Here is a 17,278-nt window from a genome sequence, read left to right as displayed (position 1 = left end):
ATTTCACGAACCTGCCTGCTTTTTTGGAGGTTATATTTCCACTTTATTTCAAAGAATCATAAATTTAAACTTCGTGAAAAACAATGTAGATTATGATCCCTACCCCAGAACACAACGAAAGAATGGCAAAAATGACCTTCGCTTCGGTCTATCCACACTATGTCACTAAAGTAGAACGCAAAGGAAGAACGAAAGAAGAACTGCATGAAGTGATCAAATGGCTCACTGGTTTTGACGATGTAAAGATTCAGGCTTTGATAGATGAAAAAGTAACTTTCGAAGTGTTTTTTGCGCAGGCAAAGCTCCATCCCAAGGCCGAATTGATCACCGGTACCATCTGTGGTTACAAAATCCAAGAAATCGATAATCCACTCACCAAGCAAGTTAGATATCTGGATAAATTGGTCGATGAATTAGCGAAAGGAAAGAAAATGGAGAAGATATTGAGGTAATAATTAATTGATATTGATGGCTATTGGGATATTTTTCAAGAATATGATATTCATAGAGATATGGTGGAAACAAATAGAAATAAGATAGATATATAATTGAAATATATTGGGGATATTATTGGATATAAGTGGATATTGGGATATTTCTTCGGTGGTTTGAAATAAATAGAAATAGGTTGAAAATACTTTGAAATATTTGAGGCAGTCAATTCTTTTGAATTTAGTTTAAATCTATTACCTTAAAGGCTTTATTTAGTTGATCCACGAAAAGTATATTTATGGATTTCTTTAAAAAACACATTATACAAATTTACAGAGTAGTGTTATTTTTAGTTTTAGTGGCTATAGTTCTTGGCTATTTCATTGATTTTGGAGATGAAATAGATGCATTGATCAGAACCATCATGTTTTGCTTGATTGGGATTGCCTATTTGACTTTTGCTTGGGCTTATGATAATCCTGTGCTGAAACTCACCTTTCTAAGCTGTGGGGTTTACGTGATCATCATGAACTTTCTTCCTAGTTTTGAAATCAAAACCATCATAGGCATCATCTGTATTGTAATACCATTTATTCTTTTAAGGATTCTACCTAAAGAAGCTGATTCTGAACATGCAGAATAAAAGTTCATTCAAAAAAATAATCCTGATCAATTCGATGATCAGGATTTATAAAGGAAACTGTTAGTGTTTTGCAAAAAATTTAGGCTGCATCAATGCATTTGAAATAGACTTTGAAAGTCGATCCTTTACCCAATTCGCTTTCTACTTCAATATCGCCACCAGCCAGATTGATTATTTTCTTAATCAGAAATAAACCCACCCCACTGCCTTCTACATGGTCGTGAGCTCTTTTGAATCTAGCGAAAATCTCCTGTTTTTTACTTTCAGGGATTCCGAGACCGTTATCTTTGACTGACAAGACAATACATCCATCTACCAACTGTGTACTAAAACTTACCTCAGGTGCTCTGTTAGGAGAGCAATATTTTATAGCATTACTCAGGATATTTGTCAGAATACTCCTTAAATTTTTCTTGGAAAAGGGAATTTCAGAAACCTTCAAATCTAAATTAATTTTTGCATTTGAAATCACAAGCTTATCTTTCATGCTAGCCTCTATTTCCTTAAGCATAGCCTCTACATCAATATTTTCAAGAATATCTATCTCGTTCTCAATGTTGACGATATCAGTCAACTCATGGATAATAGCACCAAGATTAGTGGTAGATAGCATGATCATGTCAAGCACTTCTTTGTCCTCTTCGCAGGTGATGACTATAGACTCTTCTAGGATGGTGATCAAAGATCTCAGATTATTCAGTGGTCCTTTTAGATCATGAGAAACGGAATAAATGAAAGTATCATGATCCTGATTGATTCTTGATAATTTATCTTGTACCTTTTTCAATTCAGTGATATCATTGAAAGTGATGATCGCACCATCTTTTTGATTGTCTTGTTGCTTGATATAGGGAACTCCAGCCATTTGGTACCATTTGCCATCCAAGGTTTGAACCTCTTTTTTGATTGTCTCAGATGTAGATACCACCTTTGCTATGTCATCCATCAATGTGGAAAACCTAATATTGGTAGATATATCACTGATAAGCCTACCCAAATCGGATTCTTTGAGATTGATTTGTAAGATTGCCGAAGGAGTGAATTTGCGAAGAATAAGATCTTTGTCTACATAAAGTTGAGCATTGATGGTAGACTTAAAATAATTATTTAAGTCATCATTCAATTCGGCCAGCTCTTTGATTTTCAATTGATATTCATTGTTAACTGTTTGTAATTCCTCATTCACAGACTGAAGTTCTTCATTAGTACTTTGCATCTCTTCATTTCCAGAGATCAACTCTTCATTGTAGGACGAAATATTATCATTTGATACTTCTAACTCCTCAAATGCATCCTTTAACCTTGATTTTGTATCTGCCAACTCTAGTTTCATATCCTCAAAAAACTGAGCTGTATGCCGCTCTAATTGAAATGATTCAATATCTATGGTTCTGCCCTGATCCTCTTCATTGTCAAGATACATGACCAAGAATACATCTTGAATAGACTCCTTCCCCGAAAGAAATGGCTTAACAAGTATATTCACGAAATGAACCGAATTATTTTTAGAGAAATGTACCTGTTCCAAAATTACTTTTTGCTGGGATTTAAATGCCTTTTTTAGAGAGGTTGAGGTGGCTATTGCCAACTCTTCAGGCAACATTTCAAGTAAATTGAAATTGAATATCTTAGGTAATAGAAATTTTTCATAGTCTCCTGAGGTTTGAATTATTTCAAAATCTATGTCCACCCAAATACCAGCTTGATAGCCTGTTTCTTCCAAAAGCGCATTATTAGTGAGTTCTGTCAAATTACTTTTCGCCATACTTTTTTGAGGTGTCACACTCGGATTAGGATTTATCATATGCCTCTCTAAGCCTGGAGTGCTGTAGGTGGTGTTTCGCAGGTTTCTTACCACTTCAATACTTTTGTAAATTTTCCATTTCTTATCTATTTCAACAAAGGATTTCTTTAATTCTCCCAAACTTTCACTGGGACCTAAAAATAAATAGCCCCCGAGATTTAGGCAGAAATGAAGTGAAGTAAGTATCCTTCTTTGCAATATTGGATTAATGTAAATCAGTAAATTCCTACAGCTGATCAAGTCAATTTTTCCATAAGGTGGTTGTTTAACTATATCATGCTCAGCAAAAATGATCATCTTCCTGACATTCTCCCTGATTTTATATGTTTTCCCTTGTTTGATAAAATACTTGTCTAGTCGCTCTTGAGATACATCCCTTTCTATATATTCGGAATAGACCCCCTTTGAGGCATGCTGTAAGGCTGTTTTATCAATATCACTGGCAAATATCTTTACCTCAAGATTTTTCTTCAATTCTGTCAACTCCTCTATAATAAGAATAGCCATAGAATATGCTTCTTCTCCTGTTGCACAGCCTACAACCCAAATCTTTAAAGTATCTACTTGAAGTTTTTTCTGAATTATTTCTCTCAATGAAGACTCTTTGATGACATCAAAAGCATCCTTATCCCTGAAAAATTTGGTGACACTAATCAAAAATTCCTTCGCCAGAATATTGATTTCTTCAGGATTATTATCCAAAAATTGGCCATAATCTTTCAAAAATGAAATATTATTCTTAGTCATGCGCTTCGCAATCCTTCTAATAATTGTAGGACGCTTGTATTCCGAAAAATCAAACGGCGTGTGAGCTTGAATTTGATTCAATATTTTTAGTAATTCCACATCGTCACTTTGGGTAATTTGACGGTTGAAGCTATTTTCCAAAACTCCTTGTGATAGGTGAGCGATAATCTCTCCAGGTATCAACTCAGGAGGGCGAATAACATCCACATTTCCAGACTCAATGGCACTATTTGGCATCCCTTGAAATTTGGCACTTTCAGGATCCTGAACAATAACAAAACCTCCACTTTTCTTTATTGAATTGATACCCTTGGTTCCGTCGGCACCAGTGCCAGACAAGATGATCGCGATACTTCTATCTCCTAAATCTTGAGCCAGAGAATCAAAAAATATATCAACTGCTCGATTGGGCTCCCTAGGTTCTATATCTGTTAGATACAACCTCTTATCGTTGATAGTCATGTTTTTCCCCTTGGGTAGTAAATAAACACGGTTTGCCTTGACAAGCATATTACTTTCAGCAACTAAAATTTCCAATTTGCTGTGCTTCGATAATAGCTCAGCCATGAAGCTTTTATGATCTGGGGAAAGATGTTGAATGATTACATAGGCTACGTCATCTTCAGGAGTGTGATCAAATAGCAAATGGATAGCCTCCATTCCTCCAGCAGAGGCTCCTATAGCTATTATAAACAAATCATTTTCAGGGTACTGGGTTTTCTGAATCATTTTGTTGTCGTTAAAATTATAAAAACATTGGCTTTACGCTTTTGAAAGTCAAATCATCTTGTATTCAAAGCAGCTAACCCTAACTTTAAAAGTATTTTTGAAGTGCTGTATTGAAAAATATATAAATCTAAAATTTTTCTGATTGATAATTGAAAGTTACAATAATCCAACCAATTCCTAGACTTTTATATTTTATTTATATAATTGATTTTCATAATGTTAATTTAAAACCCGAAATATGCTTAAAAAGTTAGTAAAAAGGATTAGCCGATACATTCACTGATTTCACAATGTGTCTCAGCATACCCTTCAAATAGTTCCAAAGTATAATCTTCTGCCAAAATGACATTTTTTACCCTTTGGAACAGGCATTGATAAGGCTGTATTGTCAAAATTGTTTATCAATAATTAAAATTCAATATAGCTATGCAGGAAAAAGGAACCATCTCGATACATACCGAGAATATTTTCCCGATCATCAAAAAGTTCTTATACTCCGACAATGAGATTTTTCTCCGCGAATTGGTTTCCAATGCGGTAGATGCCACCCAAAAAATCAAAAGATTGGCCACCCTCGGCCAATATACTGGAGAACTTGGTGATACCACCGTCGAAGTGTCTTTCGACAAGGACAAAAAGACCATCACCATCTCCGATAGAGGTCTTGGGATGACTGCTGAAGAAATCAAAAAGTACATCAATCAGATCGCCTTCTCTGGTGCTACAGAATTCGTAGAGAAATTCAAAGACGCCAAAGATGCAAATGAAATCATTGGTAAGTTTGGTCTGGGTTTCTACTCTGCATTTATGGTGGCGCACACTGTAGAGATCAATTCCCTTTCTTATCAAGAAGGTGCTGAAGCTGCAAAATGGACATGCGATGGAAGTACTTCATTTGAGATTTCCGAAGGAAGTAGAACAGAAAGAGGTACAGATATTATCCTTCACATCAATGAAGAATCCGAAGAGTTTTTGGACAAGTGGAAGCTTCAGGGAATCTTGGACAAATACTGCAAATTCCTACCTGTTACGATCAAGTTCGGAACAAAGACCGAAAGTGTAGAAGATGGTGAAGATGAAGAAGGAAAGAAAAAGTGGAAATCTATCGAAGTTGACAACATCATCAATACTACTTCACCGATCTGGACCAAGTCGCCAAATGATCTGAAAGATGAAGATTACCTTGCTTTCTACAAGGAGCTTTATCCAATGAGTGAAGATCCGCTTTTCTGGATTCACCTGAATGTGGATTATCCATTCAACTTGACCGGAGTCTTGTATTTCCCAAAAGTGAAAAATGACTTCGATTTCCAGAAAAACAAGATCAAGCTTTACAGCAGACAGGTATTTATCACGGACGAAGTGAAGGACATTGTCCCTGAATTCTTGATGTTGCTACATGGGGTGATCGATTCTCCTGATATCCCATTGAACGTATCGAGAAGTTTCTTGCAGGCTGATGGAAATGTGAAAAAGATCAACAACTACATCACCAAGAAAGTTGCTGATAAGTTGGCGGAGCTTTACAAGAAGGATAGAAAAGTCTATGAAGAGAAATGGAACGATATCGGTCTATTTGTAAAGTACGGAATGATCTCTGAGGAGAAATTTGCCGAAAAAGGAAAGGATTTCGTCTTGTTGAAAAACACCAAAGGGGAATTCTACACTCTTCCTGAGTATAAAGAGAAAGTAAAAGCTATCCAAACGGACAAAAACGAGCAGACGATCTATCTATATGCTACGGATGTCAACAAGCAAGATGCTTTCATTCAGTCAGCAAACAAAAAGGATTATGATGTCTTGGTGATGGATTCTCCGATCGATAGCCACTTTATCCAACATTTGGAAGGCAAGGAAGAGAAAACGCAACTCAAGCGTGTAGATGCTGATGTGGTAGAAAAGTTGATTCAAAAGGACGATGCTTATGCGAACTTGCTTTCTGAGGAGCAATCGACAAAAGTGAAGGAAATCTTCGAAAAAGCGATCGACAACAAATCTTACAGTGTAGAAGTGGAGGGCTTAAATCCTGAGGAACTTCCGGTGACTGTGACGATGGATGAGTTTATGCGCAGAATGAAAGACATGGCTGCAACAGGCGGCGGTATGGGCTTCTACGGTTCACTACCTGATAGCTACAAAGTAGCGATCAACGGAAATCATAGCGTCATCGACAAAATCCTCAAAGCAGAAAGCGAAGAAGAACAAACCAAGCTTGCCAAGCAATCTTTCGACTTGGCACTCCTTGCCCAAGGCTTGCTAACAGGTAAGGACTTGACTGAATTTGTGAAGCGATCTGTAGGGATGATATAAGTCTGACTCTCGCGAAGTTAGGCTGAGGTGCAAAGTGCGCGGAAGTTTTTTGCACTCAGAGACACAGAGAAAATATGAGTTTTAAAAAAACCCCGGGAATATCTATTGGAGATGTTTCTGGGGTTTTTTGTCTTAATAGGGAGACTTAAAATAATGAGGTAAACTCCTAATGTTCGTGTTTTGCAAAGAGCACTTTTATAAAAATTATTGTCACAACCTTCCCCAAATTCATTCCATAACCAAATATAATATCGGGTCACTAATTGATAACAAGTCAATCTTATCTAAAAAATTAGACTTAGAGGTAGATAACTAAAGCTTTTTGCAGATTATTTCTTAATACAGTCATCCTATTTACAATAAAATAACACTTATCATCATAATATTCATTTTTAATCTATTTTGGGGATAATTTTATAACGATTTATTACTATTCCTATGTGAAAATTTTTCTAGCTGAAAATCAACTACTTATCTAAAATATTGAAATATTTTTTTAATTAAAACTTGACTTTTAATTAGAGGGGGGGGTATGTTTAGTGCAAGTTTTTGGCGCTAAAAGCTTTTTAATCAATTTGTTAATGTTTTAAATTTAAAAATTATATGAAAAAATTTCTAAGTATTTTGATCATGTCTATGCTATTTTCTTCTTTATCAAGTTATGGAGATGCGTATAGGTATAAGATGGAGAGAGAACCATGCAATAAGAATGATTCGTCTTTTTATGTTTGTAGACCCTATGACGGATATACAACTTGTAGTGTCTCTGCGCAAACCCTGTGTCCTGGGTATGGAATGGCAGAGGCAAGTATTTATTAATTTCACATAATTAGGGTTGTAAATTTACAACCCTAATTATCTCTTAGAATTATGAAAAAAACACTAATTCCTTTACTAATTGGGTTAAATTCATGTAATCTTAATACAGAGCCAGAAATCCACAAAAGCATTTATATAGATGTAAACCAAGCTTCATCAGGGGTATTATCGGAGGTTTATGAGGATATTGATTATGTGTTTTTAGACGGTTCTGGTGATTTTCCATTAGTTCGTCCTGTTAGAATAAAAGTGGATGAAGGCCTTATTGGTGTAGAAGATCGAGGAATCGAAAAATATATATTTTATTCTTTGGATGGGACACCACAGTTTCAAATTGAGGCATCAGGAGATGGCCCTGGGAGTTTTGTTCGCACAGAAGATTTCCAAATTTTAGAAGAATCGATAGTTGTAAAGGATTCATATTTGGGTAAAATGCTAACCTATAATCATAGAGGAGGGTTTGTTTCAGAGCAGAAATCTGTAGTTAAGAATAGCGACTTTTTTATAGGTGAAGACTTTATACTTCATTATTCGAAAAACGTCTTTGATCATGGTCTTTTTAATTTTTATCTGGAAAGAAGCAATGAACTTGAGAAAATGATGCCAGTAGAACCTACGGGAGAAGATGTTGCGTTCGCTGATAAAGATGGTTTTAGAAAGCATGTTTGGACCAACCAAGTTTTATTCAAAATACCATTTAGTTATCATTTTGCTATGTTTGAACCTGATGGGAAGGTTAAAGATATCTATGAGATTGATTTCGGGGAATTCTCTCTTTCGGTAAAGGATAGAAACACGATGACTCAAGAGCAAGTGAATCAATTGCTTTTGGATGGAAAAATCGTAGAGCATATATCATCTTTTTATGCCTTTAAAAATTGTTATTTTCTTTCGTTTGGAAGAGGAATCAGAGAGTCTCATCAGGTATTTCTGGATAAGGATTTCAATGTAATAAAGCACTTTAAATCTTATAAGAATGACATTGATGAATTACCAATAGCAACTATTCCATGGTTTGCTACTGTAGATCAAATAGGTTATCTTGCAAGTTCAAGAGATTTTTTGAACCAGTATTTGAAAAAGTTTGGCGGAGGGAAAGAACCTGTAAAAGGCAGCAATCTATACAATTTCATGGTCAGAAATGGAGGTAAGCTTAATGAAGATAGTTATGTATTGATTTTGCTTACGGTTAAAGATGATATTGGATCGTAAAAATTAATTATATCTAATTTTTTTTACAGATTCTTAATATCTTTTCACTTGTACATTGGTGAAGCGATCTGTTGGGATGATTTAAACATTCAACCTTTGTGGTCTTTTTCAGACCCCGAAGGTTTTTTTCTATTGATCTTTGATATTTTTCCGACCCCGAAGGTTTTTTCCATTGAACTTTGATGTCTTTATGATACCAAAGGCTTCTAACCTAAATTTCAAAACCCCGAGAATTCCAAGAATGGATATTTTCGGGGTTTTTATTTGATAAGGAGTTAAGACAAAAATTACATTCTAATTTTTTCATTGGGTACTTCTGCAGGTTGGGGTTATAAATTTGTAGAAAGCTTGGATCGTATGGAAGGCTATCCTTATATTGTTTTCAATTGTAAAGATAAAATAGGTGATGATTGTATGCATCTTACCATGAATATGAAAAACTTCAAAAACCCCGTTAATTCCATAGTTGGAGATTTTCGAGGTTTTTTCTCGTGTATGCAATAAATACGCTCAAGATGATAGTTTAATTTTCAGCAAGTTTGATGAATTGAGCTTTTCTTTGTAAAATTCGATTCATGGTCAAAAATATTCTTTTCATCTTAACCCTCTTTTCCTGCTCCGCTTCTCAAAAGGAAGACCCGCACTTTTCTTACAAGCTTTCTGAAAAGAAGTCGATTGTTCTGGATTAACTCTCATTGGTGCCAGGATATCCCTTTCCTCCTTATCAAGTATTTCAAAAAAGTGATTCCATCGTTTTTTATAATTCATTTACATTAGGGTTAGCTAGTCTTAAACTGGTGAAAGACGACTTCAGGTATGATGAAATTGGAGCCTTTGAGGAGTTTGGCGAAAGTGTAAATGGGACACCTTTTTTCTTGACTATTTCCAAAAATAATATTGGCATCTGGAATTCACAAAAAGTAAATTTCTATAACAATAAGCTGGCATTATTGAAGAAAGTAAACCTTAATGAATTGGACATCATCAAAGAATATGACTCTCCATACTTCAAAGGACCAAATAGCTTCCAAATTGGTTTGGCTTTTAATGGCATTGATAACTCTAGTGATAGGCTATATCTGTTTGCTACTGATATCCTAGATGACTCGATAGGTTTATTTTCCTATGATGTAGCGAATGAAAGACTAGAAGTTTTGCCTACTTTTTATGATAAGGCGCTTATAAAAAGTCAAAAAATCCAATATCAAGGCTTTAGCTTAGATCATCTTCCTTTTATTTTACATGAAAACAATAAACTCATAATCTCTTATTATTATCACTCTAAGATTGAAGTCTTTGATTTAAACACGCAAAGTTCACTAACTCGTGAAATCAAAACTGAAGCTTACCCTGATCGAAAAGTAATCAAACCCATATTTCCTCAAGGAATAACGATTATGGAGGCATGGGATTTAACTGATGATAGGGAAGGAGAAGTTGCTTTTGGAGAATTGCAATATTGGGAATCTTGTGGCTGTTTTTACAGAACCGTAAAAGGACCAATCAAAAGCGAAAAATTGCAGGACTTTGATGTCTATTTAGAAATATTCGATGAAAACTTCAATAAAAAAGACGAAGTAAACTTGTCAGCAATCAATCCGAATGTCAGCAATTTTACGATTCCGCTCACTGGGAAACTCTTGATCAAAGCCAAATCACAAAGCAGTGAAGATTTGATGGATTATTATTTTTTGGAAGTTGTGACACTTAAAAAGGATTCATAGTATCAAATGATACTATCAAAAAGATGAAACTGAGAGACTCAATTTATTTTTAGAAACTTTGTAAGGGGACTCTACGAGTAAACAATATCCCAAACATTACCAAGACTTGTCACCTGCGAATGCCAATAGAGATTTGAAAAATGGCGTTAGATTGAGTTGGAATGAAAAATTTGAAAATTTTACTTTACATTGGTTCGATAGTGATGTAAATTAGCATCAAATATTTTAGATATGAATAGACAAAGTATCAGTTTAACAGAACCGAATGATGAGTGGTTGAAATCACAAGTGGAAAGCAAGGAGTACAGCAGCAAAAGTGAATTGGTAAATGATTTGATCAGACAGGCAAGAAATCAACAAGCACAAATAGATTGGATTAGAAAAAAATTGGATTTGGCTGAAAAAAGCGGATTTACTGAAGATAGTATAGGTAAGATTCTTGAAGAGTCAAAATCAAGGCTAAATGGCTAGATATAGACTTAGTCAAGCGGCTAAAGAAGATTTGATCAGGATTCATCACTATGGAGTTAGAAATTTTGGGATGGTTCAAGCTGATAAGTATTTTAATTCCTTCTTTATTTGTTTTGAGGCAATAGCTGAAAGACCCTATTCATTTGAAGCGATGGATTATATAAAAGAAGGATATAGACGTTGTCTGTGTGGCTCAGATAATATTTATTTTAGAATAAATGGTGAGTTCGCAGACATAATGACCATTGTAGGAAGACAAGATATTAGTCAAATCTTAAAATAAAACATACATGAAAAAATCAAAACATTAAAAACATAATGAAAAAAGCCCTTCAAACTTACTCTGTATGAAGGGCTTTATTAATTCTTACTTTTCAAAATCAAAATTTGATCCTTCTTTCAACTTGAATATTACAACTCCATTTGAGGCCTTCTCGCCATAAAGCTTAATAGCACTATCATCTTTTAAAACAGTAATGCCCATTATATCACTTGGGTTCAATCCCTCTAATTCCTTAATTAAAGTTTCTTTTCCATTCTTAGAAATAACATATAATGGGGGCTGAGTTTTGCCTGAAAAGGAACTCTTCCCATTTAGAACAACGCTAGCCTTTCTATCTCCTTCCGCTGGTACAGTTGAGAAAATAGAAAAAGCCTCATTTAAAGCAGAGCTGCCTTTCACCGAAGTAGCACCAACACCCTGAACTCTTCCGCTATTATGCATCACCCAAGTCGATGTTGTCTTTTTGCTTATAGAAGCTAACTCTGCTGCCTGCTTTTCATTCAATTCCCCTCTTATTGCCAACAAATTACTGAATTGCTTCTTTTTGAGTTGGTTTTCCAAATTGAGGATTTTGTCCATTTGCTTTTGCGCAGCTTCTGAATTGATCTTTGGCTCTTGTAGCATTTTTTTCAGCTTTTCATTCTCTGCATCCAAATCCCACCTGAGGGTACTGAATTCGCCAGCATTCTTGCTATGAATAGCCTTGATCTTATCTGCTTGTTGATCAGAAAGCGAAATTTTGTCTCTGTTCTTCATGACCAGATCAGCGGGGAACAAAGTTCCCTGAAATAAGTCCTGACCTTGCACCATGCCAGCCAAAAGTAATAAATAAACTGTGAATAATTTTTTCATCATCGTATAATTGGTTTAGTAAGTATCTAATAAAGACGCCGTAGGCGATTCCCAAACATCCATGGAGGCTGCTTGTTCAATGACAAATTTTTGTTCCTGATTTTCCCCTTCCTCCAAGGAAATGATAATCAAATCTTGGTACAATGGCTCTTCTTTTTCCTCATGATTCCATATCCAAAATCCTAACAATACAGAAGCAGCGATCCCTAATGGAAGCAGTTTCCAAATCCTAGATGGAGTTCTTTTTTTATAAGGAGGAATAGCGATTTCACTATCTTGATGCTTGAGCTCTGCAAAAAACATTTCAAGCTCCTGATCTGCACTTTCATCTTGTCGCTTCATAGCTTTGTTTTTTTAGAATTAGTTCTTTGAGTTTTTTCTTTCCCCTATCGTAGTGTGTCCGCGCTGTCCCCAAACTCACTTCCATGACTGTAGCAGCTTTTTCCAAAGTCATTTGGTGGTAAAACACCAAAAGCAAAATCTCCTTTTGTCTGTCAGGAAGCCTTTGAATCAATTCCTCGTGAGTTGCTGCCTCAGGAATATGCTCTGCCTCCTCCAAATCAAAATCAGACCTCAGTGGGATTTCCTTGTGATTCTTTCTGAGCCACTCCAAAGCTGTAAACCTGATAACAGAAAATAGCCATGTTTTTGGGCTAGACTGTTCATGAAACTTAGCTTTTCCTTCCAACACTTTGAGATAAGATTGCTGAAGCACATCTTCTGCCAGTTGACTATCAAAATTACAGCACTGCCGAGCCCAAAGAAAGGACTCCCGATGATGTGATTTGATAAACTCTTCCAGTAGCGCTGCTGTCATATCTAAAGGTTAGTGTCTAAAAATACAAAATATATGACAGGGTGAGGAAAATAGATTTGAGATGGGAGACATGAGATTTGAGACACAAGAAGCGAGAAGCAAGAGGCAAGACAGGGTAAAAAAGTAACATCAAAGAGTCAATCCTAACCTCAAAATTGAAAATTCTGCAAAATATTTCAATCTTTCAATTTTAAAATTTTCAAATCTAAAACCTTCTAACCCTCTACTTACTCCACTGGATATCCCTTCGCAGCCCACCAGATGCCTCCAAGGATGTGTTTCATAAAGTTGTCATCTTGAAAAGCCCAATCTGTATGGCCAAGAGCAGTGTAAAACATGCGGCCTCCGTCATATTTATTGGTCCAAGAAATGGGATGAAAATCTCCCATGCCGTCTTTGGCATCATACGTTCTTTCATCAGCAGTGATTAGGACATTGACGTCTTTGTTGAAGTTTTTGAAGGCGTAGATTTCATCCGACCAAACCCAACTTTCAGGAAGATGGTAAGTCGCAGGGTGATTCCTATCGACTACATTGAGCTTTAATGTTTGCTGATGGGGATGGTTGAGAAAGTGTGCTCCAATTAGCTTGGTATACCACTCCCATTCATATTCTGTATCTGTGGCACTGTGAATTCCCACGATTCCTTTTCCGCTTTGGACAAACTTCTCTATGCTTCTTTTCTGCTCCGAGTTGAAAATCGTCCCAGTTGTACTCATCAAAATGATCACATCAAAACTTGCTAGATTTTTGTCAGAAATAAAATCTTCATCTTCCGTCGTCTAAATCTGGAAAACATTGTCCCTAGCCAATTTCTTCAAAGCTACTACCCCATCAGGAATGGATTGATGCCTGAAACCCTTTGTCTTGCTAAACACCAAAGCTTTGAATTGATTCTGAGAAAAGCTTTCCGCACTTGAAATTACGGTCAGAAATAAGGCTAGAAAGGGGATGATAGCATTTTTCAATTTCATAATAGGTTTGGTTAAAATTTCAGATTGTAGATTTTAGATTTAGACTCTCGCAAAGGTTGCCAAGGTGCTAAGGGCGCAAAGTTTTAGAAACATCTCTGGGTAGAATATATTTAATTTTCATTAAACAGTGTTCATCCGTGTTTATCTGTGGTAAATTAAAATCCGCGTATTTACCTGACTTTAGGGAGGATCCGCGGAATCTGCGTGAGACCTACTTTACCATTCCGAATTTCTCCGCAGCTTCTTTTCTCGAAAAAGCATTGAAATGCCACCACTCAGATCCGATGCCAGTGAAACCGCCATGCTTCATCACTTTCCTGAGAATTTCTCTATTTGTAATATGTTCTATTGTGATTTTTCCTTCCTTGAGCATTTGACTTTCTCTGTCGGGATATGCAGGATAGCCGAAATAATCATAACCCGTTCCCATATCTAAAGTCTCTCCTGAATCCTGATAAGCCAATGTCAAGTCCACGGCAACACCAAAATTATGCAATCCCCCAACTTTCGGATCAGCAACATAAAGTGGCTTGATGCTGTCAGGCTTATCCAAATTATCCCACAAAATCTGCTGAACAGACTGAGGACGTACGCCATCATACACTAGAAAAGTCAATTCAGGATGCTCTTCTTTGAGTTTTTCGAAAGATTTGAGAAGCATTTCAGCTACTACAGGTTGGATATAACAGCGGGTCAACTCTCCATAAACATCTTGACCAAAAAAATTATCTGAGGTAGAATATTTCAAATCCACATAAACCTCAGGAATGATTGTCTCGATATCCACCAAACCAGCATCAATCAAGCTTTGCTCTAGCTCACCAACATGTCCTTCATCCTCCTTTTCAAGCTCGACTTCTACTTGCTGGCCTAAATCCTCCAATTCTAAGTCATAGTTAGCTTCATACTTCTTCACGCAGGAACTCATAAGTAAAAAGCTAAAAACAAAGGTAGATAACTGGAACAGACTTTTCATAGGAGATTCTTTTTGACTAGCGTTGCGGAAGCTTGGGCAGTAGGTAGAATAACTATATCGGCAAGGACCACATGCTTGGGTCTACTTACAGCAAAGGCAATGGTATCTGCAATATCATCAGCCAAAAGTGGCTCGTAACCTTGGTAAACCGTCTCTGACCTTTCGGCATCACCCTTGAATCTCACCAAAGAAAATTCAGTAGCCACTAGGCCTGGATGTATCCCAATCACTCTGATGCCATGTGGATTCAAGTCCATCCTCATACCCTTGGTGATCGCATCCACGGCATGCTTGGAGCCGCAATAGACATTTCCATTGGGATATACTTCTTTGCCTGCTATGGAGCCTATGTTGACAATCGTTCCTGAATTTCGAGCGACCATCCCTGGGATGATTTCATGGGAGACGTACAGGAGACCTTTGACATTGATGTCCATCATGGCATCCCAGTCTTCAAGAGAACCACGCTGTATAGGATCTAAGCCATGGGCATTCCCGGCATTATTAACAAGAATAGCAATGTTTTTCCAATCATTAGGAAGGGAAGAAAGGTTGGATTTCACGGCATCTTTGTCTCTGACGTCAAAAGTCAAAGTAAGCAATTCTATATCAGATGGCAGTTCTGATCTCAAAGCCTCTAGCCTATCCGCCCTTCTCCCAGTAGCGATGATGTGATAACCCAAATTAGACAAGGCGATAGCTGTAGCCTTGCCAATCCCAGAAGTAGCCCCAGTGATTAGCGCAATTTTTCTTTCCATGCCCTAAGCTAAAAATATTTCTTCAGGATCGAAAAGTAAATTGCCCTTGCTTATTGTTGAAGTGGGTTTTCGGGGAAGCTATCGATGATATTACCCTCTGAGTCTATAGAGATTAGACTGAATTGCCTTCCCTCAATGGTCAATAGTGTAAAGGCATTGATAGACTGAGCTTTTTTGAGGTACCAAGTGCTCGGTACATCATGGATAGGTCTGGGTTCTGTACCCCAAGAGCCATCTCCAACATAAACTACCCCAGACTGATCTACTTGGCCAGCTCTGATCGGAAAGGTTCTCTTATACGCATGATCATGATTCTCGAAAGCAATCTTGATGTCATACTTTTCAAAAATCGGTACCCAGTTATTTCTTACCAATGATTGGGTTTTTCCATCATATTCCCTTACCGATGGATAAGCAGGCACATGGTAGATAGGAATCGTATGTAGAAAATCTTTTTTAGCTTCCAAGGTTTTTTCTAACCACTCTGTCTGTACTCCCGCAATGGGGTTGGAATGCTCGGTATCCAAAATAACCAAGCTGAGGTATGTTCCAAAATCCAATGCTTGATACCCTGGCTGTCCTGGAAATGGAAACAAGGCATAAAAATAGGGAGCGATTCTTCTTCTAAACTCATCCGTCTGTTCATAACCTTCATTTCTGCCATAATAGCCACCGACCACCTCGTGGTTCCCTATGGCTACTATACCAGGAAGAATCCTGCAGTCAGCGGTCACTAAAGTGTTCTTATAACTGTCAAAAAAATCATAAATTCTATTGATGTTTTCAGCCAGCCCATTTTCATAGGCCATATCTCCGCCTATGATGATGAAATCAGGATCGTAAGAGGCGACTACCTTATTGGTCTTTTCCAGCCATTCTTTTTTGTGCATGGAGTCACCACCAATAGCGATTTTGATCGGCTGCTCATTGATGTTTTCAGGCATAGTTCTGAAATAATAAATCTTATCTGAACCTGGAAATTTGATTTCATAAGCCGTATTTGATCGGAGCATTTGAAGGCTGACACGGTGTACTGTACGATCAGAAAATGGAAAAGGCAACACATCACTTTCCATGGCAGCCCAGTTGCTCGTACCTTTTCTCCGGATTTCCAGTGCTGATGGGGCTGCATCATCGCTATGCCAATCTACGGTCATCGTACTCGTCGGATCCTCCACCCATGTCAAATAAAAAGCGTGGGGGGCTGATTGGGATACACCCCATAAGCTAATCAGGAGAAAAGCAAAAGTTAAAACTAATTTGAGATTATTATTTTTCATGTCAGTGCAAATTTTATAGGTATCCTAAAGCGTACATTTACAGGTTTTCCTTTTACCACAGCAGGATACCATTTGTCTAATGTTTTTATAACTCGAAGTGCTTCATTATCGGTGTTTCTAGAAACCGACTTCAGAACCTCAACACCCGATAAACTCCCATCTTCATTAACGATAAAGCTAACTAAAACTGTACCTTAAATCCCCAACAACCGTTCTGTTCTAGGATACTGGATTTCTTCACTAATTTCTTTAAATATTTGTTCCATGCCTCCAATGTACATCACTTGCCTGAGTGGTTTATCCTTCCTCGTAGGGTTAGTAATGAAAGAGCCTTCGAGCTCCACATATCCTAATTTTTTCAATTCTCTATTGCTCAATAAATCTTTAGAGGTAACACAAGCACCAAAGGTAAGTAAGATCAGAATTATAAATATTTTTTTCATTCAA

Annotated in this window: 15 protein-coding genes and 2 pseudogenes; 7 read left to right on the top strand and 10 right to left on the bottom strand. The window is 36.9% G+C overall.

Annotated elements, in window-relative coordinates; translation table 11 throughout:
• The first annotated feature begins 92 nt into the window (after nucleotides 1-92).
• Nucleotides 93-452, top strand: coding sequence for a DUF2200 domain-containing protein (locus CHB66_RS09035; protein WP_089240150.1), 360 nt, complete (start codon nucleotides 93-95; stop codon nucleotides 450-452).
• 320 nt (nucleotides 453-772) lie between these two features.
• A complete protein-coding gene (locus CHB66_RS09030; RefSeq protein WP_212668451.1) occupies nucleotides 773-1,075 on the top strand; it encodes a hypothetical protein in 303 nt (100 codons plus the stop codon).
• Nucleotides 1,076-1,154: 79 nt separating this feature from the next.
• Here CHB66_RS09030 and CHB66_RS09025 read toward each other — a convergent pair whose 3' ends face one another.
• A complete protein-coding gene (locus CHB66_RS09025) occupies nucleotides 1,155-4,355 on the bottom strand; it encodes a chemotaxis protein CheB (protein WP_089240146.1) in 3,201 nt (1,066 codons plus the stop codon).
• A gap of 426 nt (nucleotides 4,356-4,781) precedes the next feature.
• On the opposite strand from CHB66_RS09025, the gene htpG reads away from it, so the two are divergent.
• The 5 genes from htpG (at nucleotide 4,782) to CHB66_RS08995 (ending at nucleotide 11,174) form a co-directional block, all read left to right on the top strand.
• A complete protein-coding gene (gene htpG / locus CHB66_RS09020) occupies nucleotides 4,782-6,665 on the top strand; it encodes a molecular chaperone HtpG (RefSeq protein WP_089240144.1) in 1,884 nt (627 codons plus the stop codon).
• Between the two features lie 870 nt (nucleotides 6,666-7,535).
• On the top strand, nucleotides 7,536-8,696 hold the full coding sequence (locus CHB66_RS09015) for a 6-bladed beta-propeller (RefSeq protein WP_089240142.1): 1,161 nt from the start codon (nucleotides 7,536-7,538) through the stop codon (nucleotides 8,694-8,696).
• A gap of 797 nt (nucleotides 8,697-9,493) precedes the next feature.
• Nucleotides 9,494-10,420: a hypothetical protein gene (locus CHB66_RS09005; RefSeq protein WP_141107382.1), complete on the top strand. Its 927-nt coding sequence runs from the start codon at nucleotides 9,494-9,496 to the stop codon at nucleotides 10,418-10,420.
• Between the two features lie 231 nt (nucleotides 10,421-10,651).
• On the top strand, nucleotides 10,652-10,891 hold the full coding sequence (locus CHB66_RS09000; RefSeq protein WP_089240136.1) for a ribbon-helix-helix domain-containing protein: 240 nt from the start codon (nucleotides 10,652-10,654) through the stop codon (nucleotides 10,889-10,891).
• A complete protein-coding gene (locus CHB66_RS08995; RefSeq protein ID WP_089240134.1) occupies nucleotides 10,884-11,174 on the top strand; it encodes a type II toxin-antitoxin system RelE/ParE family toxin in 291 nt (96 codons plus the stop codon). The genes CHB66_RS09000 and CHB66_RS08995 overlap by 8 nt, the downstream gene beginning before the upstream one ends.
• A gap of 84 nt (nucleotides 11,175-11,258) precedes the next feature.
• On the opposite strand, the gene CHB66_RS08990 is transcribed toward CHB66_RS08995, so the two are convergent.
• The 9 genes and pseudogenes from CHB66_RS08990 to CHB66_RS08950 all read right to left on the bottom strand — a co-directional run bounded on the left by CHB66_RS08990 (nucleotide 11,259) and on the right by CHB66_RS08950 (nucleotide 17,274).
• Entirely contained in the window at nucleotides 11,259-12,029 is a 771-nt protein-coding gene (locus CHB66_RS08990) for a Spy/CpxP family protein refolding chaperone (protein WP_089240132.1), read from the bottom strand.
• Between the two features lie 12 nt (nucleotides 12,030-12,041).
• A complete protein-coding gene (locus CHB66_RS08985) occupies nucleotides 12,042-12,368 on the bottom strand; it encodes a hypothetical protein (protein ID WP_089240130.1) in 327 nt (108 codons plus the stop codon).
• On the bottom strand, nucleotides 12,352-12,843 hold the full coding sequence (locus tag CHB66_RS08980) for an RNA polymerase sigma factor (protein WP_089240128.1): 492 nt from the start codon (nucleotides 12,841-12,843) through the stop codon (nucleotides 12,352-12,354). Before CHB66_RS08980 ends, CHB66_RS08985 begins: the two co-directional genes overlap by 17 nt.
• A gap of 227 nt (nucleotides 12,844-13,070) precedes the next feature.
• Nucleotides 13,071-13,817: pseudogene (locus CHB66_RS08975) on the bottom strand (ThuA domain-containing protein).
• A 211-nt stretch (nucleotides 13,818-14,028) separates the two neighbouring features.
• On the bottom strand, nucleotides 14,029-14,793 hold the full coding sequence (locus tag CHB66_RS08970; protein WP_089240126.1) for a M15 family metallopeptidase: 765 nt from the start codon (nucleotides 14,791-14,793) through the stop codon (nucleotides 14,029-14,031).
• On the bottom strand, nucleotides 14,790-15,551 hold the full coding sequence (locus CHB66_RS08965) for an SDR family NAD(P)-dependent oxidoreductase (RefSeq protein WP_089240124.1): 762 nt from the start codon (nucleotides 15,549-15,551) through the stop codon (nucleotides 14,790-14,792). The genes CHB66_RS08970 and CHB66_RS08965 overlap by 4 nt, the downstream gene beginning before the upstream one ends.
• 50 nt (nucleotides 15,552-15,601) lie before the next feature.
• Nucleotides 15,602-16,831, bottom strand: a complete 1,230-nt coding sequence (locus CHB66_RS08960; protein WP_089240122.1) for a metallophosphoesterase — start codon at nucleotides 16,829-16,831, stop codon at nucleotides 15,602-15,604.
• Nucleotides 16,828-17,013 (bottom strand): annotated as a pseudogene (locus CHB66_RS17280) (TonB family protein); the annotation flags it as partial. The pseudogene CHB66_RS17280 and the gene CHB66_RS08960, both read right to left, overlap by 4 nt.
• A gap of 12 nt (nucleotides 17,014-17,025) precedes the next feature.
• Entirely contained in the window at nucleotides 17,026-17,274 is a 249-nt protein-coding gene (locus tag CHB66_RS08950; RefSeq protein ID WP_089240120.1) for a hypothetical protein, read from the bottom strand.
• Nucleotides 17,275-17,278: the final 4 nt, after the last annotated feature.

It is taken from the genome of Belliella buryatensis (assembly GCF_900188245.1).
In the GTDB taxonomy this organism is placed as follows: Bacteria; Bacteroidota; Bacteroidia; order Cytophagales; family Cyclobacteriaceae; genus Belliella; species Belliella buryatensis.
This window is presented reverse-complemented; position numbering and strand designations above follow the sequence as displayed.